Raw genomic sequence first — 24,153 nt, 5'->3', positions numbered from 1 at the left:
CGCTACTTTTCACAGGATTGAGTTCAGGCTAACAGGCTGTCGCTGTACTCGAGCAGCTGCTCCATCAACTCACATTGTGGCAGGGTGAGTTCACCGGACTCCACCAGCGCAGCGATGGTTTCCTGGTACTCCTCCATACAGATGCTGGCCCCCGCATCTGGCTCAGTCAGCCGGGCGAAGCGATATTCTTCCCAGTGAGCGCGCTCTTCTGTGGAAAGGCTCTCCGGATAATTGCGCGCGCGGTAACGAAACAGCATTTCTGCCAGGCGGCCGTCCACGAACGAGAAACTCGTGTCCGCCAGTTCCTCGGGCGTGGCGCTGCGAATCTGGTCCATCAGCCGTTTATCGGGCTCAGAGAAGAAGCCGCCGCTGTAGAGCATGCGATCCGGGTCTGTGATCTCGTCGAATTTACGCCCGGCGTAGATAGCCTGCAGTTTCGCGGTAAATTCCGAGCCACTCCCGGCTCGCATCTCACGCAGGGCAGACAGGTGTGCCCTGCAGGTATCACCGCTGATTCCGACCCGCTCTGCAGTCGCTGTATCGGCCATTTTCGCGGTAACCAGAATTGGACACTTATTGAGGTGTACCGACTTGAGGCCGGGGCGTTCAACACCCTCAGGCAAATCGTCTTTGCGCGCAAACAGCAGCGAGGCAATCTCTGCGGGCGTGTGATCCAGTGCAGCCGGATCGGCCATGAGGTCGAAGCAAATCACTTCATTTTTATTACTGGGGTGCATCGCCAGCGGCACGATCAGGGCAATGTTGTGCCGCGCGGCACCAAACATACCTGACACATGTAACACCGGCTTCATCGCCTCGATATCAAGCATGGCCCCCGCTGAGCGCTTGTCGCGGTTTTGCATCACGTAATCGAACAGCCGCGGCTGCTTGTCCCTGATGAGGCGCGCAACGGCAATGGTGGCATGCACGTCGGAGAGCGCATCGTGTGCGTCCTCGTGGGAAATCCCGTTGGCAGCAGTGAGATCTTCCAGGCGAAAACTGGGCAAGCCGTCTTCCCGCTCTGGCCAGTTGATGCCCTCCGGACGCAGGGCGTAGCAGGCCCGCACCATATCGATAATGTCCCAACGAGAATTCCCATTCTGCCATTCGCGGGCATATGGGTCGTAGAAATTGCGATACAGCGTGTAGCGCGAAACTTCATCATCGAATCGAATACTGTTGTAGCCAACACCGCAGGTACCCGGCTCGGCCAGCTCAGCGTGAATACGCTGAATAAACTCCGCCTCTGGCATCCCTTCAGCTTTGGCTTGCTGGGGCGTAATACCAGTTACCAGACAGGCCTGGGGTTGAGGCAAAAAATCATCGGCGGGGCGGCTGAAAATCACCAGCGGCTCGCCAATCGGGTTGAGCTCTGCGTCGGTGCGCAGACCGGCAAACTGCACCGCGCGGTCGCGCGAAGGATCCGCCCCGAAAGTCTCGTAATCGTGCCAGTAGAAGGTCGTCACAGAGAGGCGCCTAAATCACTTCGATCGCTTCTTCCTCGATCTTTGCCTGCCAGATCTTCGGGCCTACTTCATGCACCGATGTCCCTTCCATATCAACAGCCACACTCACCGGCATATCCTTTACTTCGAATTCGTAAATCGCTTCCATTCCCAGCTCAGGGAAGGCCACGACCTTGGCCGATGTGATCGCCTTGGACACGAGGTAAGCGGCACCGCCTACAGCCATGAGGTACACCGCTTTGTGCTTCTTGATCGCCTCAACGCCAGTGGGACCGCGCTCGGCTTTGCCGATCATGCCCAGCAGACCCGTGTGCTCGAGGACGTAGTCAGTAAACTTGTCCATGCGTGTCGATGTGGTGGGGCCTGCGGGGCCAACCACTTCGTCCCGGACCGGATCGACCGGCCCCACGTAGTAGATGAAGCGACCTTTGAGGTCCACCTCGGGGGGCAAACCCTCGCCTGATTCGATTAGCTCCCTCATCTTCTTGTGCGCAGCATCCCGGCCGGTGAACATTTTGCCGGACAGCAACAGCACGTCGCCCGGCTGCCACTTGCTGGCCTCTTCACGAGTGACAGTATCGAGATTTATCTTGTGCACGTTATCGCCCGTTTCCTGGGCCACGACCGGCCAGTCATCCAGGTTGGGGGCGGCCTGCAGCGCAGGTCCCGATCCATCCAGTTCGAAGTGGGCGTGGCGAGTGGCGGCACAATTGGGAATCATACATACGGGCAGGGACGCCGCATGGGTCGGGTAGTCCTTGATCTTCACATCCATGACGGTGGTAAGACCGCCAAGACCCTGGGCACCAATGCCCAGCTTGTTCACCTTCTCCATGATTTCGAGGCGCAGCTCCTCGGCCCGGTTGGAGGGACCCCGCTCGCGCAATTCGTGAATATCGATGGACTCCATGAGGGACTCCTTGGCCATCACGGCCGCTTTCTCAGCGGTACCGCCAATGCCGATACCCAGCATCCCGGGCGGACACCATCCCGCGCCCATGGTAGGTACAGTCTTCACTACCCAGTCGACGATGGAGTCAGAGGGATTGAGCATGGCCATCTTGGATTTATTCTCGGAACCGCCGCCCTTGGCAGCTACCTGAACATCCACCGTGTCACCTTCGATGACTTCCATGTGAATCACGGCAGGAGTGTTGTCCTTGGTGTTCTTGCGAGCGCCAGCAGGGTCTTCGAGAATAGACGCGCGCAGCACGTTGTCCGGATGCAGGTAAGCCCGGCGAACCCCTTCATTGACCATATCGGCCACAGACATTTCGGCATCCCACTGCACATTCATACCGATCTTCAGAAACACGGTCACGATGCCAGTGTCCTGACAGATCGGACGTTTGCCCTCGGCGCACATACGGGAGTTGATCAGAATCTGCGCCATGGCGTCCTTGGCGGCCGGATTCTGCTCCTTCTGCCACGCCTCATGCACTGCGTCGATGAAGTCCTTGGGGTGGTAGTAGGAAATAAACTGGAGCGCATCGGCAACGCTGTCGATGAAATCGTCCTGACGAATCACGGTCATGGCGGGAGTCCTTCGGTATGGAGGTTGTTTCGGGCGGCGTCATTGTACACCGATCGAAGGGCCTATGAAGCCCTCCCTTTGTAGTCACATGGGGCTAGCCGAAAGGAACTTGCGTCCGTTCAGCAATCCTTATCCCAACCGGGGAGTGGACAAGCCGAGCGAAGCCGCCCCCTAAGGTGCGGCTTGAAGAATCCGAATGGAGCTTTCAAGCTCGGCGATGGAGGCATTCACCTGACGGCGGAAGGCATCTGTCGCTCGCACAGCCTCCTCGTTGGCAGCCACCTGACGGTTCAGCTTGGCCATGTCCAAATTGATACGGTTGAGAGTGTCGGCCACTCGCTCCACGTCTGCCTGGTTCGACTTGGCACTGCTCATCAGGCGACTCAAATCGCCCGAAACGGTCTTCAGCTTGGCCAGATCAGCCGTCGCACTATTGACCTTGGACGATGTTGAGGAGATCGCCTTTTCATTAGCGGCAATTTTGCTGGTCTGCTGCTTGGTCGTGGCTTCCAGCTTACCCAGACGCTCTTTGGATTTCTTCCAGACGTTGTCCCAGAGCTTGCGCACCTCGGTATCGAGCTCGCGCAGCTTGACCGCCTGTGCTGCGGCATTCTGGCTCATGCCCTCGTCGGTATCGGACAGTCTGGCTTCAAGGTCGGATATCCGGGTTTCGTGGCCCGCCACGGCGTATTCCGCCTGACGCAACTGCTCTTGCAACTGCCAGGCCCAGGCGCAAGCGACCGCCGCGACTACCAGCGCCACTAAAGCCACCAGTTTGCCAAGAAGACCGCCACCGCCAGATTGGGCAGGCGCCTTGCCGCCCTTCTTGCCACCACCTTTGCTACCGCCTCCCCTGCTGCCACCGCCAGAAGAACCACCGCGAGTTACACCGGGTGTCGGACGCACCACGGTCTGATCGCTGTCGCGTGAAGGAACAATGGAGGGAATATGGTCTATATCGTCTCTGGACATCAGGGCACTAACACGTCGTATATTTTTGCAGATTATACATATGACCCGGAGCGGCGAAACAAATTCCGCAAGATTTGGCAGGTCCAGAAAAAAGAAAAGGGAGCCGAAGCTCCCTTTTCCAACCACGCGGTGGTTATTCGCTTAGCCGTTAAGCTGGGCGGCAACCTCGTCAGCGAAGTCAATTTTCTCGACTTCGATGCCTTCGCCCACTTCAAAGCGGACAAAGGAAGCAACCTCAGCGCCAGCAGCCGAGACCAGCTTGCCTACTGTTACGTCTGGGTCCTTAACAAAAGCCTGTTCCACCAGCGAGTTTTCGGCCAGGAACTTCTTCACACGTCCACCGATCATCTTCTCGATGATTTCGGGCGGCTTGCCAGATTCCGCAGCCTGGGCGGTGTAGATTTCTTTCTCTTTGGCAACCAACTCTTCGGGCATATCCGATGGGGATACAACCTGGGGGTTAACTGCAGCGACATGCATGGCCACGTCTTTGGCCAGGTCCTGGTCACCGCCTTTCAGCTCAACCAGAACCGCGATGCGGCTGTTGCCGTGAACATAGGAGCCGATAACGCCAGCGTCAGCGGTTACCAGCTCTATGCGACGAACACCGATATTCTCACCGATTTTCTGGACCAGTGCTTCACGAGCGCTTTCCAGATCGCCCGCCATCAGGGCAGCGACGTCTGTCTGCTTGGCAGCAAATGCTGCGTCAGCAACGCTGTTTACGAAACCAAGGAAGTTGTCATCACGAGCGACAAAGTCGGTTTCGGAGTTCACTTCAAGCAGCAGGCCGTAGCTACCGTCTTCAGCCAGACGAGTGACTACAACACCGTCTGCAGCGGTACGGCCAGCTTTCTTGGCTGCTTTCATGCCGCTGGACTTACGCATTTCTTCAATTGCCTTGTCGACGTCACCGTCGGCAGCCGCGAGCGCTTTTTTGCACTCCAGCAGGCCCAGGCCAGTGCGTTCACGCAGTTCTTTAACCAGTTTTGCTGACATTAGTTGTCCTCCTATGCAATCCCGGGTGATCGGATCTGAAAATAAAAACCCCGGCAGCGATGCGCCGGGGGCAATTCTAGGTTCCCGGCGTTACAGTTACTGTAGCGCCGGGTTTTATCACTTACTCAGCGGCAGTTTCTGCCACTTCGGCAGGCGCTTCCGCGGCTGCGGGAGCTTCGGCAGCTGCTGGCGCTTCTACAGCAGCGGCAGCTTCTTCGACGAACTCATCCTTATTGGGAATCGCTTCGCCAGACTCTGCCTTGCCCAGCAGACACGCGTCCGCTACAGCAGTGACGTACAACTTGATCGCGCGGATCGCATCGTCGTTGCCGGGGATCACGTAGTCAACGCCATCGGGATTGGAGTTAGTGTCCACAATGCCGATAACGGGGATGCCCAGTTTGTTGGCTTCAGTGATCGCGATACGCTCGTGATCAACGTCGATAACAAACAGTGCGTCGGGCAGGCCGCCCATGTCTTTGATACCACCGATGGAGCGCTCAAGCTTCTCCATATCGCGGGTGCGCATCAGGGCTTCTTTCTTGGTCAGGCGGTCGAACGTGCCGTCGCCCTGCTGGGCTTCGAGGTCACGCAGGCGCTTGATGGAAGCACGGATTGTTTTGTAGTTGGTGAGCATCCCACCCAGCCAGCGGTGGCTGACGTAGGGCATTCCGGCGCGTGACGCCTGCTCTTTCATGATCTTGCCGGCAGCGCGCTTGGTGCCAACGAACAGGATCTTGTTTTTGTTCCCAGCGAGGTTTTTCACCAGAGTCAGGGCTTCGTTAAAAGCCGGAACGGTGTGCTCGAGGTTAATGATGTGAATCTTGTTGCGGGCACCAAAGATGTACTGGTCCATCTTAGGATTCCAGTAACGGGTCTGGTGACCAAAGTGAGCGCCTGCCTGCAGCAGGTCGCGCATGCTTACTTGCGACATAATAAATACCTTTGTATTGGGTTAGGCCTCCACATATCCCGGTTCCAAACTCCCCGCTCGCGCCGGGAGCACCCTGGAACAGGTGCCGATATGTGTGTGTCATTGTGTTCTCACCACTCCAGGCACGGCCAAAATCTGGTCGCACCGGAGAAATGAGGCGCGCTTTATACCACAGCGGGGTGGGCGGATAAAGCGCTAAATACCCCCAAATTCATTGGGTGTTACCTTTTGCGGGGTCGATTCATGTAGAATGTGCCTCCTCCGGCAATCGCAATGCGTTCGCCGGAACAATATTTTTCATATATTTCAATGGGTTGGAAATGACCGTAAGCATCAAGACTGCGGCCGAGCTGGAAAAAATGCGCGCCGCCGGCGCTCTGGCGGCCGAAGTGCTGGAAATGATCCAGCCGCATGTACAGGTAGGCATCACCACCGGTGAGCTGGATCGCATCTGCCACGACTATATTCTGGCCGCGGGCGCGATCCCAGCGCCGCTCAATTACCACGGCTTCCCGAAATCTATCTGCACTTCGGTCAACGATGTGGTTTGCCATGGCATCCCGTCTGACTCCAAGAAGCTGAAGAATGGCGATATCGTCAATATCGACGTCACCGTCATCAAGGATGAATACCACGGCGACACCAGCATCATGGTAGAAGTGGGTGATGTTGCACAGCACGCGAGCCGCCTTATCCAGGTCACCCAGGAGTGCCTGTACAAGGCGCTAGACATCGTGCGCCCCGGCACCACCCTTGGCGATATCGGCGCTGTTATCCAGGCCCATGCTGAGAAGAACTACTACTCTGTTGTGCGCGAATACTGCGGCCACGGCATCGGCAAAGTCTTTCACGAAGACCCTCAGGTGCTGCATTATGGCCGCAAAGGCGCAGGTCTAACCCTCGAAGAGGGCATGACCTTCACCATCGAACCGATGATCAATGCCGGCAAGCGCCAAACCCGCCTTAACCAGAAAGATGGCTGGACCGTCACCACAAAAGACGGTCGTCTCTCGGCCCAGTGGGAGCACACCCTTGGCGTCACCGCCGACGGTTGCGAGATTTTCACCCGCCGCAGCAATGAAAACCTCTAAGGATCACAGTGCCCAAATCCCTGGCCCCGCTACCCGCAGAACTTTTTGACCCCGCCGCCCTGGGCGCGCGCCTCGAGGACGACGACGCGATCGCCGCCTGCAAGGCAACAATCGCCCAGGCCACCGAATACCTGCACCAGCGTTTTCGGGAAAACGCCCCGGTGGAGTCCCTGATCCGGCAACGCGCCGCATTCGTTGACGCTCTCCTCGGCCAGCTCTGGGACCTGAAAATTGACGCCGACGACAATCTCGCCCTGGTCGCTGTTGGCGGCTATGGGCGCGGCGAACTGCACCCCTGCTCCGATGTCGACATCCTGATTCTGCTGGGCCCCGACGCCAAGGGTGCTGAAACACAGCTGGAAGGTTTCCTGACCCTGTTGTGGGACATAGGACTGGATATCGGCCACAGCGTGCGCACAGTAAAAGAATGCGTCGAGAACGCGCGCGGTGACATCACCATTCTCACCAATCTGATGGAAGCCCGTGTACTGCGCGGCGCCTCCCGCCTGATGGAGGAAGTTCAGGCCGGCACTGCGGTCGACCAGATGTGGCCCAGTCCGGAGTTTTTCCGAGCAAAACTCCAGGAACAGCGCAATCGCCACACCAAATTCGCGGACACGGAGTACAACCTCGAGCCCAATGTAAAGTCTTCCCCCGGCGGCCTGCGTGATTTACAGATCATCGGCTGGATCGCCGAGCGTCACTTCGGGATTGAGTCCCTGGAACGCCTCAGTACGCAACAGTTTCTCGAACCTGAGGAGATCCAGATCCTCAAGGAGGGGCGAGAATTCATGTGGAAGGTGCGCTACGCACTGCATATGTTCACCGGGCGCGAAGAAGATCGCCTGCTATTCGATCACCAGCGCGCGCTGGCCGAAATGTGGGGTTTTGAAGACGGTGAGAAACTCGCCGTCGAACAGTTTATGCAGGTCTATTATCGCTGGGCGCAAGCTCTGGGTATGCTCAATGAAGTATTGGTCCAGAACTTCGACCAGGACATCCTCACCGCCGAGGGCGATCACGACATTCTCGAGCTCAATGGCCGCTTCCAGATGCGCAATGGCTACATTGAAGCGCGCAACGACAACGTGTTCTCCGTAGACCCGTCCGCAATTCTGGAAGTATTTCTGCTGAGTGCCCGCAATGATGCTATCAATGGTATCGCCGCGCCTACAATTCGACTGCTGCGCCGCTCCCTGGACCTGATTGACGACAACTTCCGCGCCAGCGACATCAACCACAAGATGTTTATGGACCTGCTGCGCTCGCCCTACAAGCTCACCCGGCAGCTCAAACGCATGGTCCGCTATGGTGTCTTGGGGCGCTACATCCCAGAGTTTGGCACTATCATCGGGCAGATGCAGCACGACCTCTTCCACACCTACACCGTCGACGCACACACCCTGGAAGTGATTGAGAACATGCGCCGGTTCCAGATTCCCGAGTTCGCGGACCGTTTCCCGGTGACCAGCAGGGTGACCGCGCGCCTGCCCAAGATCGAGCTGCTCTACCTCGCCGGCTTGTTTCACGATATCGGCAAGGGCCGCGGTGGCGACCACTCGGAGCTGGGCGCTGTAGATGCGCGGACATTCTGCGAACAACACAAGCTGAGCAAACGCGACACCAACCTGGTGGTCTGGCTGGTGCAAAACCACCTCACCATGTCCGCCATTTCCCAGCGTCGCGACATTTCCGACCCGGACGTTATTCAGCAATTTGCCCAGCACGTCGGTGACCAGGATCGTCTCAACTACCTGTTCGCTCTGACCGTGGCAGACATTAACGGCACAAACCCAACCCTCTGGAACGCATGGCGCGGCAGCCTCCTACGCCAGCTGTTCACTGAGACCAAGCGCGCCTTGCGGCGCGGTCTGGAAAATCCGGTCGACAAACAGGACTGGATCGACGAGACCCGCAATGCCGCGATCGATACCCTCGAATACCGCGGATTCACGGTAGAGGAGATCGAAGACCTATGGCAAGAACGGGGCGAAGACTACTTCCTGCGTGAGAAGGCCGAAGACATTGCCTGGCACACCGAGGCTATCGCCGGGCATCACGACATGAGCACACCATTGGTTCTGGCACGCAGCAGCGTCGATTCCAACGTGGCAAACACCACCCAGATATTTATCCACGCGCGTTCATCCGCGGCACTGTTCTCACGCATCTGCGCGCAGCTCGAGCAGCTGGATCTGTCCATTCACGATGCCCGCATCTACAACGCCAATAACGGCATGACCCTGGATACGTTTTTTGTCCTTGGCTCGGATGGCCAGGCGATAGCTGAAGACGCTGGCCGCATCACTGATATTCGAGAGGCGCTTACTAACGCGCTGAGCCAGGACGCGAGCGCACAGGATGTAAACAGACGCACCCCCCGGGCGAAAAAATCTTTCTCGATTCCCACCGAGACGGTTATGTCTGTGGACGAGGTCAAAAACTACTCGGTGCTGGAAGTGGCTACGCCTGACCGGCCAGGGCTGCTAGCCCGTATCGGCAAAATCTTTGTGGAATTCGGCATCGAGCTACAGGCAGCCAAGATTCAGACTCTGGGCGAACGGGTGGAGGACGTGTTTTTTATCACCGACGCCGAGCAACAACCCATTACGGACCCCGAGCGCTGCGAGGCCTTACAACAGGCTATCCGCGATGAGCTGAACGAATCAGCCTGAAACAGAATATCCCAGACGGTACCCGATGAACCCTGACCTGCAACGCCTGCAACCCTACCCTTTCGAGAAACTGCGCAGCCTCTTTGCCGACCTGCAGCCTCCGGTAGATCGCTCAGCAATCGCTCTTTCTATTGGTGAGCCCAAGCACCCTTCGCCGGCCTTCGTCTTGCAGGCGGCAGCTGAGAATTTGGATAAACTCGCAAACTACCCGCTAACCAGGGGCACTGACGAGTTGCGTCAGTCAATCGCGGCCTGGCTAACCCTTCGCTTTCAACTAGCCGGAGTAGATGCAGACCGTCAGGTACTGCCGGTGAACGGCACGCGGGAAGCGTTGTTCGCTTTTGCCCAGACAATAGTCGACCGCCGCGGTGACGCGACGGTAATTAGCCCCAACCCGTTCTACCAGATTTATGAAGGTGCAGCGCTGCTTGCAGGTGCGAGCCCGCACTTCCTGAATTGCAGCGCCGACAACGGCTATCTTCCCAACTTCGATGACGTTACTGCCGACCAATGGCAGCGCTGCCAGCTACTCTACATTTGCACCCCGGGCAACCCAACCGGGGCAGTCATGCCACAGGACCAACTGCAGGCCCTGATCCGCCTTGCGCACGAACACGATTTCGTCATCGCCTCCGATGAGTGCTACTCGGAAATCTATGGCGATGAAGACTCACCCCCTCCCGGCCTCCTCCAGGCCTGTGCCGCAATGGGCGACGACAGTTACAAGCAATGCATGATCTTTCACAGCTTGTCCAAACGCTCCAACCTGCCGGGGCTCCGCTCCGGCTTCGTCGCCGGTGATGCCGACCTCATCGCAAGGTTTCTGCAGTACCGCACATATCACGGCTGCGCCATGCCAGGCCATCATCAACTGGCCAGCATCGCCGCCTGGAGTGATGAACAACACGTGATCGAAAACCGCGCCCGCTACAAGGCCAAGTTCGATGCGGTACTTGAGATTCTGGGTAACAAGCTAGATGTTGATCGCCCGGAGGCCGGTTTTTATCTGTGGCCGGAAACCCCCGTGGCAGAGACAGAGTTCGCCCGGGCACTGTTTGCGCAGCAACATGTCACCGTGCTTCCCGGCAGTTTTCTGGCACGTGAAGTCCAGGGCGTAAACCCCGGCGCCAACCGGGTGCGCATGGCACTGGTCGCCGAACTTGAGCAGTGCGTGGAGGCGGCACAGCGCATCGCTCACTGCATGGACACTCTCTGATGGCCAACATGCTCAAGCAAGATCGGGTCGCCTATATCCTTGAACGCCTGCAAGTGCTCTACCCGGAAACCCCGGTACCGCTTGACCACAAAGACCCCTACACCTTGCTGGTAGCTGTTCTCCTGAGCGCCCAGTGCACCGACGAAAGAGTCAACCAGATCACGCCCGAGCTATTCGCCCTGGCGGATAACGCCCACGACATGGCACCTCAGGATGTCGACGAAATTAGGGACATTATTCGCCCCTGCGGCCTGTCCCCGCAAAAGTCCAAAGCGATCAAACGGCTCTCGGAAATCCTGGTTGAGAGATACAACGGCGTGGTGCCTGAGGACATGGATGCACTGGAAGAACTGCCTGGCGTGGGCCACAAAACCGCGTCAGTGGTTATGTCTCAGGCATTTGGTGTCCCGGCTTTCCCGGTGGACACGCACATACACCGCCTGGCACAGCGCTGGGGCCTGACATCGGGTAAGAACGTTGTACAGACGGAGCGCGACCTGAAGCGCCTTTTCCCGGAAGAGTACTGGAACCGGCTGCATTTACAGATCATCTTCTACGGGCGAGAGTATTGCACCGCCCGCGGTTGCGATGGCCGGGTCTGTGAAATATGCACTACCTGTTACCCTGACCGGAAGCATCCAAAGAAAACCCAAAAAGCCTAGCGTCTCTTTCTATCAACCGTCGTAGGGAACCCGGCCTTTCATATATTTCTCTCGATTTTCGCGCTTTTGTTCTTCAGATTTACGCAGCAATACATAGACCGCGCCGGTACCTCCATGTCGCGGCTGGGCACTGTGAAAGGCCTGTACCTGGTCGAGCTCACGAAGCCAGTGATCGGTACAACCCTTGAGGATTGAAGAGCGCTCACGCTCAGCCTTACTCTCGCCCTTGCCGTGGATTACCATCACGCTGCGGATACCGAGGCGTATCGATTCCTGAATAAAATCAAACAGTTCCTTGCGGGCGATTTTCGCGGTCATACGGTGCAGATCGAGACGGGCATCGGCTTCGTAGCGGCCTTGCTTGAGCTTGCGAAACACCCCGTTCTGAACGCCAGGGCGCTTGTACTCGAGAACGTACCAGGGATCCAGCGGTGCGATGGCGAGGCCCTCCTCCGTGAGGATATTGCCGTCGTCGCGCTTGTCGACCACCGCGGCCTCACGGCGCTGATCCAGAGATGAATCCCTGCTGCCCGTTTTGTCCAGGCGCACCCTCTCCTCCCGCTTGAGCGGGACAACATCCGACATTTCGTCGGAAAACAAACTCTCTTCGTCGCTGGACATGGGTAATCTATCTCCGTGCTGCGGTATTATATCGCCCTGTAACGTCAGGCAGATACCCGAATATGGACAGCAACGGTGCAGACAAGTGCCCCCTGTGCAGTAAACCCAATCACTGCGCAATTGCCGCGGGCGAGCCGGCGGAGTCCTGCTGGTGCATGAAGGCTGAAATCGCGCCGGCAGCACTGGCTCAACTGGCACCGGAAGATCGCGGTGTTCGCTGCATCTGCCCGGCCTGTGGATCCGTGTCAGAAGGAGAGCAAAAGTGAAAGGTAATGTAGTGGGTGGCGTAGGCTACTTGATCGATGGCGCAAAGTTGCTCAGCCATCCCTCACTGCGGCTGTTCGTATTTATCCCGCTGACTATCAACATCGTTATATTCGCGAGCCTCATCAGTATCGGCCTGAGCTACCTCACGGACTGGATGGATCAGGCCCTTGCCTGGGTACCTGACTGGCTGAGTTTTATTGAGTGGATTCTGTGGCCGCTGGTGGGACTCACCCTGAGCCTGATGACAGGCTACCTGTTTACTGCCGTTGCGCTGATTATCGCTTCTCCTTTCAATGGGTTGCTGGCGGAGAAAGCGGAAGAACTGGTGACAGGCAAGGAAGTCCCAGCACTGGAAGGACTGGGGGCCGCACTGCTGATGGTGCCGCGAGGGATCGTGCGGGAACTGGCAAAACTAATGTATTACTTGCCCATGGCCGCCTTCGTGCTCCTGGTCACTTTCATCCCGGTATTGAACACCGTCGCCCCGCTACTGTGGTTTCTGCTGGGTGCCTGGATGATGTCCATCCAGTTCGTGGATTACCCAATGGACAACCATCAACTGAGCTTCGGGGATGTGAAGGAAGCAGTGCGCAGCCGGCGCCTGAGCAGTATGGGCTTTGGCGGCGCCGTGGCTTTGTGTACCGGCATTCCGATTGTGAATTTCTTCGTGGTCCCGGCGGCGGTGGTGGGCGCTACTCTGCTCTGGTGTAAGGAACTCGATCGCTAAAAGCGGTGACCCGGGGCGCGGGAGCGCTGCCTAAGCAGCGCCCACGGCGGCGTTACACCAACAGGTCTTTCGGCGGGTATGTACACTCGAGCTTGGTACCCAACAGGGTCTCCAGATCGGGAAGCAGAAACGCATCGTCTTCACTGGCGAAGCTGATAGAGGTTCCACTGGCGCCGGCGCGGCCAGTACGGCCAATACGGTGCACGTAGTCTTCGGGGTCCTCAGGCAGGTTATAGTTCACAACATGGCTGATGCCATCCACATGAATCCCGCGGCCCGCGACATCAGTCGCGACCAGCACCTTGATCTCACCTGTCTTGAACTGTTCCAGCGTACGAGTGCGTTTGCCCTGGGGAATCTCTCCAGACAGAATGCCCGCCTTGACGCCTGATTTGCGCAGGCGCTCATGCAAGCGACGCACCTGGTCGCGACGGTTCGCAAACACGATGACGCTGCTGCAATCGTCGCTCTTGATGACATTGTTGAGCACCTTGTAGCGCTCCTGACTACTGACCAGATAGATCTTCTGATCCACCGTATCCGTGGCCACGGACTCCGGTTCGATCTCCACTGTCACAGGGTGATAAGTCCACTGCTGGGAGAGGTTAATGATGTCCTGGGTAAAGGTTGCAGAGAACAACAGTGTCTGGCGGTCTTCTTTGCGTGGGGTGGCTCGCACAATCCGCTTTACCTGGGGAATGAAGCCCATATCCAGCATACGATCCGCCTCATCCAGCACCAATACCTCGATGTGGTCGAGGTACAAATCGCGACGGGTCATGAAATCAATGAGGCGACCGGGAGTGGCGACCACCAGGTCGACAACATTATTCTGCAGGCGGTTGAGCTGCTTTTGGTAGTCCATGCCACCAATCAGAGTGACTACCTGAAGTCCGGTGTGCTTGCTGAGATCAGCGGCGTCCGCTGCAATCTGCATCACCAGCTCTCGCGTGGGCGCGATAACCAGCGCACGCGGCTCACCAATAAACCGCTCGCCCTCTATGGGGTTAATCAGCAGGTCATTGAAAATGGTAATCAGGAATGCAGCGGTTTTCCCGGTGCCTGTCTGGGCCTTACCGATAGCGTCATTACCCTTAAGGGTATGCGGCAAGACCTGGCCTTGAATGGGGGAACAATACTGAAAGCCCAACTCGGCAATACCTTGCATGAGTTCATCGCGCAGGCCGAGATCGTGGAAGCGCACTTTGCCTTCCTCTGGCTCCACCGCGAAATCTTCGATGCTCCACGGGGTCGGAGCTGCTTTGGGCTTGCGGTTACGACGCCCCTTCTTGGCGCCGCTGGCCTGCTGCACCGAGCCATGGTGCTCGGTCTGGTCGCGCTGTGCTTGTTCTTTACGCGGCGATTTGTTCTGACCTGCAGGGGCCTGGACTGATTCACCGCCACCACTATTCTGGCCGGTGATGCGTCCTACAAAACTCTTTATCAATTGACTGTAATCCTGTGACTGCTCAAAAAACGCGCTAGTCTATCATATCGGGCCCAACAGCCGATATAGCCGGACAGGATCAGCCGGGAGTCACAGGCCCGCGCATTAACGCGCGGGAAAGAGTCTCGAGAGATAGAAATCCACACTGGTGTAACGGCCACCCCCGGTAAACAGCAGGGTGAACAGCATCACCAGGTAGGTCACGCCAAACTCGATCCCGTTATTGAGCACAACGAATCCGCCCTTTTCCGTGAGCCAGGCGTAGTTGCCATGCTCGCGCAGAATATCCTTGGCCGCCCCAAGGCGCACTGCCACTTCCTGAGAGCTTGAGTCGGCGATCGCCGCCCAGCCTTGCCCCCAATGCACTGCAAAAATAGCCACCAGCATGGTGACCATGAGAGGGATGGATATCCAGCGCGTCGCCAGCCCAAGTAACAACAGCAGAGCACCAATGGCTTCCGTATACGCTGCGAGGTAAGCGAGTAACTCGGGCGCGGGCAAGCCCAGACCCCACTCGGGGTTACCGAACCATTCAATCGTGTTGTCTATGCCCTTGATTTTCTGCGTGCCTGCCATCCAGAAAACCGGCACCAGATACAGACGCAGGGCCAGTGGCGCCAGTCCGTCCAGGTGCTGCAATCGGGGAAAAATAGCCCTGTGTATGGTGTAATACCACTGCGCAATAGCATTCATTAAGTTGTTCCCTACCGGATTATTCTTTCTGTGACACCCAAAACCCTGAAAAGGTTTCATTCACCCGCGACTTTGCTCCCCGGCGCTGCCACACCGTGACGGCGACCTGGCATGACTACCGCAAGGAAGCCGCGGCAGTTGGAGCGATCGCCTGGCCCACAGTCATCGCGCAACTGGCGCAGATGGGGACTGGCGTGGTGGATACCATCATGGCCGGACGATACAGCGCGGTGGACCTCGCTGCGATAGCCATCGGCTACAACATATGGCTGCCGCTGTTCCTGCTCACGCTGGGCATCATGCTCGCCGTATCAGTTATCGTAGCCCAGGATTTTGGCGCCCGTCGCATCCGGGCAATTCGCGACATCCTGCCCCAGGCCCTGTGGCTGGCCCTGATCCTGGGAGCAATCATAGGCCCTCTGTGCTACCAGATGGGCCCGCTGCTCAGCGTGCTTGAACTTGAGCAGGCCACCGCCGACAAAAGCCTGGCCTATATGCAGGCGGTAGCCTTCGGGCTCCCCGCTGTCGTGATCTTCCAGGCCCTGCGTTGCCACACCCAGGGACTTGGGATAATGCGCCCTTTCGCGGTAGCCAGCGTGCTGGGGTTCCTGGCCAATATCCCACTCAACTATATGCTGATCTACGGCAAGTGGGGCGCCCCCGAACTGGGAGCCGCGGGCTGCGGTTGGGCCACCGCAATCTCAATGTGGTTGAGTCCGGCCCTCATCGGAGCCTATATATTCCTGAGCAAGAGAATTCGCCCCTATCTACCGCGCAGTTTCCTGGTAGCCCCCGACTGGACCACCATAGGCCACATCCTGCGCCTTGGTCTGCCGATCGGCTTCACCTTCTTTCTGGAAATCGGCGTATTCACCGCGGTCAGCCTGATGATCGCTACTCTGGGCACCCATGCCATGGCGGCCCACCAGATTGCTTACAATGTCTGGGACGTGGTCTATATGCCACTGATCAGCGTGGGCTCGGCCACCGCCACCCGGGTGGGGCATGCCATCGGCAGCGGCCGCCACGCACAAATCAAACTCGCAGTGGTAACTGGCACCGGCATCACCATGTTGGTAGGTATACTCTCGACCGTGCTGTTGCTGGCCGCGCCGGCATTGATTATCAGCGCCTATACGGCAGAGCCGGAAATTACTGACATCACCATGCGGCTGGTGCAGTTGGTGGCGGTGTTCATCGTCATCGATTCAGTGCAGGTCTCTGGCTCCTATGTGCTGCGCGCGTTCAAGGATACCCGCTTCCCGTTTCTGGTGATGTGCCTCGCATACTGGGGCTTGTCGCTGCCGCTGGCCTGGTGGCTGGGAATGAAAGTCGCGACCAATCCAGCGGATGGCACAGCCGGGATATGGGCCGCACTGATCGCGGGCATCTGCCTCTCCACCCTGCTGATCGGATGGCGCCTCTACGGCAGACTCAAAGCCCTGCCAGTTAGCGCAGGGACGAACAGTCCGGGCAATCAGGACGCACCGGAAGTTTGAGTTGCTGTTGGTGACCACTACGCAGGTCCATCAGCAGCAGCTGGCCGAGCAGGGGTTCGCCATAGCCGGCAAGTAGTTTGAGCGCCTCCATTGCCTGCAGGGCGCCGAACACTCCAACCACCGGCGCCAACACGCCACTCTCGCTACAGCTCAATGCAGTGTCAGCACCTTCGGTAGGATACAGGCAACGATAACAAGGGCCGCCGCTGGCTGGGTCAAACACGGTCAACTGCCCTTCGCTGCGCACGGCGGCAGCAGATACCAACGGAACGCGAGCTGTGATGCACGCGCGATTCAGCTCGAAGCGCGTTGGGTAGTTGTCACTGCAATCGACAACGAGGTCTACATCGTTCACCGCCGCCGCAAGCGCGTCACCGGTGAGGCGGTGGGCGATCACCTGCGTTTCAACGCTGGGATTAATGTCGGAAATAGTCGCGGCCGCAGACTGAGCCTTGTTCACGCCGATATCAGCCTGAGCGTGGGCCAGCTGCCGTTGCAGGTTACTGAGCTCAACATCGTCACCATCGGCTAACACCAGCCGCCCAACGCCTGCGGCGGCAAGATACAGGGCAGCGGGACAACCAAGCCCACCCAGGCCAACAATCAACACCCCTGCTCGCTGCAGTTTCTCCTGGCCCTGAATATCGAAATCATGCAGCAAAATCTGGCGGTTATAGCGCAGCAACTGCTCGTCACTCAACAAGATACTGGCCTCCGCTTATTCGTTCGTGACCGCCCATGTCGCGCCGGGATTGTACCTTGGAAAACCCCCGTTCCAACAACAACTGGCGTACCGCAGCGGCCTGGTTAAAGCCGTGTTCCAACAGTAACCACCCCCCTTGGGCCAGATAGCCGGGTGCCTCACTGCTCAAGTGTGCAAGGTCGGCCAGACCGTCATCGGCAGCGACTAGCGCAGCGTGCGGTTCAAAGCGCACATCGCCCTGTTCGAGGTGGGGGTCCTGCGCTTCTATATAGGGGGGATTACTCACAATGAGGTCAAAACGCTGGCCCTTGAGTGCCGCGAACCAATCAGACTGCAGCATCTGCACGCTAGCCAGACCACAATGTTGGCTATTGCGCTGCGCCAGGGCGACTGCCTCGGCACTGGCATCTGTTCCTGCTACCGCCCACCCGGGGCGCTCGCTGGCAAGCGCGAGAGCAATGGCACCGGTACCGGTACCAAGATCAACAGCACGCGCTCTGTCGGACAAGGGCAGATCCAGCGCCCATTCGACAAGAGTTTCAGTATCGGGGCGGGGAATGAGAGTGGACGAATCGACTTCTAACTCAAGAGACCAGAATTCACGGTGACCAATGATATAGGCGACCGGCTCACCACTGCGACGACGCGCGACCATACGATTGAATTGTTCGAGCCGCGCTTCCTCTACTTCTGCCTCTGGCCAGGTGAAGAGCCAGGTACGAGAGCGCTCCAGGCAATGTCCGAGCAAAATTTCGAGATCGCGCTGGGGACTGTCACCCGGCAGGCCGTCTGTCGCTCGCAGCAACTGGGCCACCGTGGCCATTAGTTGCCCGCGAGTGCCGCCAGCTGATCCGCCTGGTATTCCTGGCGCAGCGGGCCAACAACGGCATTCAACTCACCCTCCATAACCTCGGCCAGCTTGTACAGGGTCAGGTTGATACGGTGATCTGTGAGCCGCCCCTGGGGAAAATTATAGGTGCGAATGCGGTCCGAACGATCGCCGGTACCCACGAGGTCCCGACGCATGCTTGCCTGCTCCTCTGCCGCCTTGTCCTGGGCACTGGTGAGCAGTTTAGCCTGCAACAGTGACATGGCGCGGGCGCGATTCTTGTGCTGGGAGCGCTCGTCCTGACACTCCACAACAATGCCTGATGGCAGGTGTGTGAGACGCACCGCGGAATCGGTTTTGTTCACGTGCTGGCCACCCGCGCCGGAAGCACGATAAGTATCTACACGCAGGTCGGCTTTATTGATCTCGATGGCATCCACTTCCTCAGCTTCAGGCATCACCGCCACGGTACAGGCTGAGGTGTGAATACGGCCCTGAGATTCAGTTTCCGGCACCCGTTGCACCCGGTGCGCACCGGATTCAAACTTGAGATGAGCGAAGACATCACGCCCTTCAACGCGAGTGATAATCTCCTTGTAGCCGCCGTGCTCACCAGAGCGCTCAGATAACACTTCCACTTTCCAACCCATGCCTTCCGCATAGCGAGAATACATACGGAACAGATCCCCGGAAAAGATGGCAGCCTCGTCGCCACCGGTACCGGCGCGGATCTCCAGAAATACGTTGTGGGAGTCGTTGGGGTCTCGCGGCAGCAACAGCGTTTGCAGGCGCGATTCCAGCTCCTCCAGTTGCCCGCTGGCGGATTCGATCTCTTCCTTGGCCATGTCCCGCAGATCGGGATCATCGTCCTCGAGCATCAGCTCGGCCTCTTCGAGATCACTCTTTACCTGGCTGTAATCGGCATAACAGCGCACGACCTCTTCCAGCTCAGAATATTCGCGGGAAAGGTCGCGAAACCGATTCTGGTCAGAGATGGTTTCACTGTCACCAAGTAGTGCAGATACCTCCTCGTGCCGGTCAGTGAGGGTTTCCAGCTTGCTCAGCAGGGAGGCTTTCATTGCAGTGTGTGTCTCGAGTGATCTGTGTCTTGGACGTGAATGTCCACACTTTCGGTTTCTGCCGACGTTTCGGCGGGAGGGCTGGGCGCTTCGATTCCGAGCAGGCGGCGCGCATCATCCAGCGCCTGCTCGCGTCCGCTGGCGGAAACTTCCTTCAAACCCGCAGTGGGGGCGTGAATCAGTTTGTTCATCAAGGTCCGCGACAACTGGGTCAGGAGCTTTGCCGGATCTTCACCGCGCGCCAGAGAACGCAGTGCGCGCTCCAGTTCCTGCTCACGGGTCTGGTCGGCCGCGCCTCGATACTCCTTGATGACATCCACCGCACCGAGGCGGCGCGTCTCATGCATGAAAGCGTGCACGCCCTCGGCGATAAGAACATCTGCCTTACTCGCCTCGTGCTGGCGGCTGCGCATGTTCTCATCGACGATCTCACGCAGGTCATCAACGCTGTAAAGATAGATGTCTCGCAAGTCGCCCACCTGGGCTTCAATATCTCGCGGCACTGCGATATCTACCATCAACATCGGTCGGTGCTTGCGTACTTTTATCGCCTGCTCTACCGCACCCTTGCCAAGGATCGGCAACTGACTGGCGGTCGAAGTGATAACAATATCGGCCTTGGGGAGCTGTTCGGGAATTTCTGCCAACAACACCGCTTCGGCACCAAACTGCTGGGCGAGCTCGCGCGCGCGACCGAGCGTCCGGTTGGCAATGACAATGTCTTTAACGCCCGCATCGATTAGGTGGCGGGTGACCAGCTCAATGGTTTCTCCCGCGCCCACCAACAGTGCATTACACTTGCTGAGGTCGGAAAAAATATGGCCCGCCAGATCAACTGCCGCATACGCGACGGAGACCGGGTTCTCTCCAATAGCGGTGTCAGTACGCACTTTTTTCGCGATGGAAAATACGCGAGGGAACAGGCGCCCCAGCTCGCGGCCTACCGTGCCTGCTTCCGCACCTACCGCATACGCCGACTTCAGCTGGCCGAAAATCTGTGGCTCGCCTAGGACCATTGAGTCCAGGCCGCTCGCCACCTGTACGATATGTGCCAGGGCATCTTCAGCCTCATAGTGATAGGCCGCACTGCGCAATTCTTCCGCCGCAAGGTGATGGTAGTTCGCGATCCAGTCGATCAGGTCAGCGGCCCGGTCTGCCAGACTCTTGCCAGCAGGCGCAATGCCGTAGAGTTCAGTTCGGTTGCAGGTCGAAAGAATCACCACTTCGTCCACCGCGCCAGTGGCACAGGCATCCGCAAGCGCCTCGGCAACCTGCTCGGGGGCAAACGCAACCCGCTCCCGCACCTCTACAGCGGCGGAGTTATGGTTGATTCCCAGGGCGATCAAGTTCATGGCTGGCAGTTCTGGTTCCTGTTAACAAACCTGTTCTAAAGGCGGCGCACGATAGCACATCTGGACAAAAATTTCTGTGATTTTAACAAGTTAGGCGAAGCGTCACAGCTGCCACAAGACGCCGCTGCGCTGTGGGTTTCAGCGCCGGTCTATGTCATCATAGTGTCCCTGATCACTCCCGGACCTAGACCCGATGTACCGCACCCTCGCCACCGTCTGCTGCCTCGCACTGCTGACTGCGTGCGCCAGCACCAGCCACGACGAGGAAATCGCGGCGCCCGCCATCGCGGTTGACACGCCCGGAAGCGCTCCGCCTGAACCTACCCCCCTACCGGAACGCCCAATCCCGGAAAGCAGTGTCTACCCGCTAATACTGGCAGAATTCGCCATGCGGCGTGGCGATTACAACACGGCTCTTGATGCCTACCTGGAGCAGGCTCGCGTGCTGAACGACGCCGGCGTAGCGAGTCACGCCACCCATCTGGCGCAGTACCTGCGCAGGCCCGCACAGTCCTTGGAAGCAGTGCAAATCTGGCTTGAGCTCGAGCCAGACAACGTTGAGGCAAACAATACTGCCGCCACCCTGCTCGCGGGGCAACAGCGCCCCCTGGAAGCCCTACCTCACATGGCAGTGGTCGCGCGCAGCGATGTCCAGGCCAATTTTCCGCTGTTACTGCAGGGCTTTAACCAAATACCTCCGCCCCAGCAGGCGCAGCTCGTCGCAGGGCTGAACGAACTGGTGCAGGAATTTCCGCTGGACCCCGCTCTGCTCATGACGCAGGCCCTGATTCACGCCGAGTTCCAGCAGTTCCCGGAGTCCCAGGCCAAACTCGATACACTGTTCACGGTTGATCCCCTGCAGCACCAGGCGCTATTGCTCGAGGCAAGAATTCGTCTCAATCAGCAAGAGAAAAAACCTTTCCGACACATCGAAGCAGTGTTGCAAGACAACCCGGAAGACACGCGCCTGCGGCTGGAGTACGCCAAGCTACTGACCAACACCGATATGGCAGCTGCGCGCCAGCAGTTCGAGATTCTGTCGGCACAATCGCCGGAAGATGCTGACCTGTTGCTGTCGCTTGCACTCATCAACCGCGAAAACGGTGACGACCTGGTGGCCCGCGCCTACCTGAATCAGATGCTCGCACTGGATGCTCGCAGTGACGAGGCCCACTACTACCTCGGCCGCATAGCAGAAGATCGCGACGAACAGAGCGACGCGGTCAGACACTACCAACAGGTTAGCGATGGTCGGCAGTACCTCGCAGCCAACCAGCGCTTGGGCCAGATTCTTATCGAAAGCGGCCAGTTCAGCCAGGTCATGGACTGGTTCAACGGCCAGCGCACCGCAGTTCCCGACCGCAGCGAGCAGTTGTACAACATTGAAGCCGACCTCCTCAGCAGCGCCGGCTACCTCGGCGCCAGCCGCGAGGTTCTCAACCGCGGAATCGCGGCGTTCCCTGACTCGACCGCACTGCGCTACGCCCGCTCAATGGTCGGCGAGCAACAGAATGATCTCGTCCAGATGGAGGCTGACCTGCGAGCCATTTTGGCCCACGACCCCAATAACGCCACCGCGCTCAACGCCCTCGGCTATACCCTCACCAACCGCACCAACCGCCACGACGAGGCCCTGACCCTGATCAGCCGCGCTCTCGAGCTCGATCCAGAGGAACCTGCTATTCTCGACAGCATGGGCTGGGTGCTGTTTCGCAAAGGGCGAGTAGAAGAGTCGCTGAGCTATCTCACCAGGGCCTACGCTGCGTTTCCCGACCCGGAAGTTGCCGCCCACCTCGGCGAGGTACTGTGGGCGAATGGAGACAAAGAATCTGCAACTCGGGTCTGGCAGGGAGCGCTGTTAAAGGATCCAAATCACCCGGTGCTACTGGCCACGCTCGAGCGCCTCGGGGTGTCTACCACCCTGCGAACACTACCGGGCACTGAAGTCGCGCCGCAACAGTGAACACTTTTCTGCGAATAAGCCTGCTGGGGCAACTCCTCCTGCTTGCCGCTTGTGCCGGCATGGCGCCCGCCCCACCGGCTGACTGGCAGTCACATCGGGCCCAACTACAGGCCCTCGATCATTTCAGCGCGAGTGGCAAAATCGCCTTGCGTACGGCAGAGCAGGCAGAGTCGGCGAATCTCCTCTGGCAACAAATGGGCAAGGCGACACACCTGCGCCTGCAAGGGCCAATGGGCATAGCCGCGACCACTGTAGACAGTGACGGCGACGTCATAGAAGTGCGCCGCGGCGACGACTATCAACGCTGGACAGCTGATACCGCGCCGCAGAGCGCCTCATGGGATCTACCATTGGCATCCCTGCCCTACTGGCTGCGAGGCATTCCTGACCCCGCAACAGCTCCCGAGGAATTGAGATTCACTGCGGAAAGCGAGCTGCCCATGAGTTTTTCGCAGCAGGGCTGGAGCATCCAGTACAGCAGCTTCGGCGAGTTCGATGGCTACACCCTGCCGACCCGGCTGGAAGTATCACGCGCCGACACCTGGGCCCGAATCATCCTGCGCCGCTGGCAGAACCTCGCCGCCAATGACTGATTCGCTCTCCCTGCTCGCGCCTGCCAAGCTGAACCTGTTTCTGCATATCACAGGACGACGCCCCGACGGTTATCACAATCTGCAGACGCTCTTTCAAATTCTCGACTGGGGCGACACTCTCACCTTCACACCCAACCACAGCGGCGAGATCACGCTCTCGGGCTCAACATTCGACATCGCCCCGGAAAACAACCTGATCCACCGCTCAGCTGCGCTGCTGCAAGAGGGCGACCTGGGAGTGGATGTACACGTGAGCAAACGCATCCCGCAAGGTGGAGGTCTGGGCGGTGGCAGTTCCAACGCCGCGACCACCCTGTTAGCCCTCAACCAACTATGGGCAAGAGAGCAGAGCATTGAACAACTGCAGCAATTGGGTGCAAGTCTTGGTGCCGATGTCCCGGTATTCGTGGCGGGCCACACCGCCTGGGCAGAGGGCGTCGGCGACATTCTCGAAGCCGTGCAACTCCCCCAAAGCTGGTACGTGGTAGTCGCCCCAGATTGCCACGTTTCCACTGCTGAAATATTTTCACACCAGCAATTGACACGGGACACCTCTCCCATCACAATAGCCGCCTTTTTCGAGGGGCACTCCCGCAACGACTGTCAGGATCTTGTTAGAAATCTCTACCCGGAGGTTGATAACGCATTGAAAATTCTGGAGAAAATTGGGAGCGCCAGATTGACCGGAACAGGAGCGTGCGTATTCGCACGCTTCGCCGAAGAAGCCGAGGCCAGAGAGGCCCTGGGCCGACTACCGACGGGACTGAATGCCTTCATGGCAACAGGCGTCAACAGGTCGCCCACATTTGAAGGCCTGGTCAACAACTAGAG

22 protein-coding genes are annotated in these 24,153 nt (G+C 58.4%); 10 read left to right on the top strand and 12 right to left on the bottom strand.

The annotated features are described in order from the left end of the window. Positions 1 to 23 precede the first annotated feature (23 nt). The 5 genes from sbcB to rpsB all read right to left on the bottom strand — a co-directional run bounded on the left by sbcB (position 24) and on the right by rpsB (position 5,905). Complete coding sequence (sbcB, locus tag EY643_RS03740) at positions 24 to 1,466, bottom strand: exodeoxyribonuclease I (RefSeq protein WP_152660933.1); 1,443 nt, start codon at positions 1,464 to 1,466, stop codon at positions 24 to 26. 10 nt (positions 1,467 to 1,476) lie between these two features. Next, positions 1,477 to 3,000, bottom strand: a complete 1,524-nt coding sequence (locus EY643_RS03735; RefSeq protein WP_152660932.1) for a fumarate hydratase — start codon at positions 2,998 to 3,000, stop codon at positions 1,477 to 1,479. 171 nt (positions 3,001 to 3,171) lie between these two features. Then, positions 3,172 to 3,972 (bottom strand): hypothetical protein, encoded by an 801-nt coding sequence (locus tag EY643_RS03730; protein WP_240732812.1) that lies wholly within the window; start codon positions 3,970 to 3,972, stop codon positions 3,172 to 3,174. A gap of 141 nt (positions 3,973 to 4,113) precedes the next feature. Then, the gene (gene tsf / locus EY643_RS03725) at positions 4,114 to 4,971 is read right to left on the bottom strand and encodes a translation elongation factor Ts (RefSeq protein ID WP_152660931.1); all 858 of its coding nucleotides are present in this window, start codon (positions 4,969 to 4,971) and stop codon (positions 4,114 to 4,116) included. Between the two features lie 121 nt (positions 4,972 to 5,092). Then, entirely contained in the window at positions 5,093 to 5,905 is an 813-nt protein-coding gene (gene rpsB, locus EY643_RS03720) for a 30S ribosomal protein S2 (RefSeq protein ID WP_152660930.1), read from the bottom strand. 320 nt (positions 5,906 to 6,225) lie between these two features. On the opposite strand from rpsB, the gene map reads away from it, so the two are divergent. From map to nth, 4 genes are read left to right on the top strand one after another with little or no spacing between them, the layout of a single operon-like run. After that, positions 6,226 to 6,996, top strand: a complete 771-nt coding sequence (gene map, locus EY643_RS03715) for a type I methionyl aminopeptidase (protein WP_152660929.1) — start codon at positions 6,226 to 6,228, stop codon at positions 6,994 to 6,996. An 8-nt stretch (positions 6,997 to 7,004) separates the two neighbouring features. Further along, a complete protein-coding gene (gene glnD, locus EY643_RS03710) occupies positions 7,005 to 9,671 on the top strand; it encodes a [protein-PII] uridylyltransferase (RefSeq protein ID WP_240732811.1) in 2,667 nt (888 codons plus the stop codon). 25 nt (positions 9,672 to 9,696) lie between these two features. Continuing rightward, a complete protein-coding gene (gene dapC, locus EY643_RS03705; RefSeq protein WP_152660928.1) occupies positions 9,697 to 10,887 on the top strand; it encodes a succinyldiaminopimelate transaminase in 1,191 nt (396 codons plus the stop codon). Between the two features lie 8 nt (positions 10,888 to 10,895). Continuing rightward, the gene (gene nth, locus EY643_RS03700) at positions 10,896 to 11,549 is read left to right on the top strand and encodes an endonuclease III (RefSeq protein WP_153240891.1); all 654 of its coding nucleotides are present in this window, start codon (positions 10,896 to 10,898) and stop codon (positions 11,547 to 11,549) included. Positions 11,550 to 11,561: 12 nt separating this feature from the next. Here nth and smrA read toward each other — a convergent pair whose 3' ends face one another. Then, a complete protein-coding gene (gene smrA / locus EY643_RS03695; protein ID WP_152660927.1) occupies positions 11,562 to 12,170 on the bottom strand; it encodes a DNA endonuclease SmrA in 609 nt (202 codons plus the stop codon). Positions 12,171 to 12,232: 62 nt separating this feature from the next. Between smrA and EY643_RS03690 the strand changes: the two genes are divergently transcribed. Both EY643_RS03690 and cysZ read left to right on the top strand, forming a co-directional pair. Beyond that, a complete protein-coding gene (locus EY643_RS03690; protein WP_152660926.1) occupies positions 12,233 to 12,436 on the top strand; it encodes a cysteine-rich CWC family protein in 204 nt (67 codons plus the stop codon). Continuing rightward, positions 12,433 to 13,164 (top strand): sulfate transporter CysZ, encoded by a 732-nt coding sequence (cysZ, locus tag EY643_RS03685; RefSeq protein ID WP_152660925.1) that lies wholly within the window; start codon positions 12,433 to 12,435, stop codon positions 13,162 to 13,164. Before EY643_RS03690 ends, cysZ begins: the two co-directional genes overlap by 4 nt. Before the next feature lie 52 nt (positions 13,165 to 13,216). Here the strand turns inward: cysZ and rhlB are convergent, their stop codons facing one another. Further along, positions 13,217 to 14,389, bottom strand: coding sequence for an ATP-dependent RNA helicase RhlB (rhlB, locus tag EY643_RS03680; RefSeq protein WP_420841650.1), 1,173 nt, complete (start codon positions 14,387 to 14,389; stop codon positions 13,217 to 13,219). A 327-nt stretch (positions 14,390 to 14,716) separates the two neighbouring features. Continuing rightward, on the bottom strand, positions 14,717 to 15,304 hold the full coding sequence (locus EY643_RS03675; RefSeq protein ID WP_152660924.1) for an HvfX family Cu-binding RiPP maturation protein: 588 nt from the start codon (positions 15,302 to 15,304) through the stop codon (positions 14,717 to 14,719). A gap of 95 nt (positions 15,305 to 15,399) precedes the next feature. Here EY643_RS03675 and EY643_RS03670 point away from each other — a divergent pair, with 95 nt between their 5' ends. Next, positions 15,400 to 16,803: an MATE family efflux transporter gene (locus tag EY643_RS03670; protein ID WP_240732809.1), complete on the top strand. Its 1,404-nt coding sequence runs from the start codon at positions 15,400 to 15,402 to the stop codon at positions 16,801 to 16,803. Here the strand turns inward: EY643_RS03670 and EY643_RS03665 are convergent. Genes EY643_RS03665 through hemA form a run of 4 tightly spaced genes read right to left on the bottom strand, consistent with a single transcriptional unit; the run spans position 16,754 to position 20,766 of the window. Continuing rightward, a complete protein-coding gene (locus tag EY643_RS03665) occupies positions 16,754 to 17,506 on the bottom strand; it encodes a HesA/MoeB/ThiF family protein (RefSeq protein WP_152660923.1) in 753 nt (250 codons plus the stop codon). The two genes, EY643_RS03670 and EY643_RS03665, sit on opposite strands and share 50 nt — an antisense overlap. Next, positions 17,496 to 18,329 (bottom strand): peptide chain release factor N(5)-glutamine methyltransferase, encoded by an 834-nt coding sequence (gene prmC / locus EY643_RS03660; RefSeq protein WP_152660922.1) that lies wholly within the window; start codon positions 18,327 to 18,329, stop codon positions 17,496 to 17,498. Before prmC ends, EY643_RS03665 begins: the two co-directional genes overlap by 11 nt. After that, positions 18,329 to 19,414 carry a peptide chain release factor 1 gene (prfA, locus tag EY643_RS03655; RefSeq protein ID WP_152660921.1) on the bottom strand — a complete coding sequence of 362 codons (1,086 nt, stop codon included), beginning with the start codon at positions 19,412 to 19,414 and terminating at the stop codon, positions 18,329 to 18,331. Before prfA ends, prmC begins: the two co-directional genes overlap by 1 nt. Beyond that, positions 19,411 to 20,766, bottom strand: a complete 1,356-nt coding sequence (gene hemA, locus EY643_RS03650; protein ID WP_152660920.1) for a glutamyl-tRNA reductase — start codon at positions 20,764 to 20,766, stop codon at positions 19,411 to 19,413. Before hemA ends, prfA begins: the two co-directional genes overlap by 4 nt. A 193-nt stretch (positions 20,767 to 20,959) precedes the next feature. Here hemA and EY643_RS03645 point away from each other — a divergent pair, with 193 nt between their 5' ends. The 3 genes from EY643_RS03645 to ispE are packed head-to-tail and all read left to right on the top strand — an operon-like array spanning position 20,960 to position 24,151. Beyond that, the gene (locus tag EY643_RS03645; protein ID WP_152660919.1) at positions 20,960 to 22,729 is read left to right on the top strand and encodes a tetratricopeptide repeat protein; all 1,770 of its coding nucleotides are present in this window, start codon (positions 20,960 to 20,962) and stop codon (positions 22,727 to 22,729) included. Beyond that, positions 22,726 to 23,322, top strand: coding sequence for a lipoprotein insertase outer membrane protein LolB (lolB, locus tag EY643_RS03640; RefSeq protein ID WP_152660918.1), 597 nt, complete (start codon positions 22,726 to 22,728; stop codon positions 23,320 to 23,322). Before EY643_RS03645 ends, lolB begins: the two co-directional genes overlap by 4 nt. Beyond that, a complete protein-coding gene (gene ispE, locus EY643_RS03635; protein ID WP_152660917.1) occupies positions 23,315 to 24,151 on the top strand; it encodes a 4-(cytidine 5'-diphospho)-2-C-methyl-D-erythritol kinase in 837 nt (278 codons plus the stop codon). Before lolB ends, ispE begins: the two co-directional genes overlap by 8 nt. Positions 24,152 to 24,153 lie beyond the last annotated feature (2 nt).

It is taken from the genome of Halioglobus maricola, assembly GCF_009388985.1.
GTDB classification, from domain to species: Bacteria; Pseudomonadota; Gammaproteobacteria; order Pseudomonadales; family Halieaceae; genus Halioglobus; species Halioglobus maricola.
This window is presented reverse-complemented; position numbering and strand designations above follow the sequence as displayed.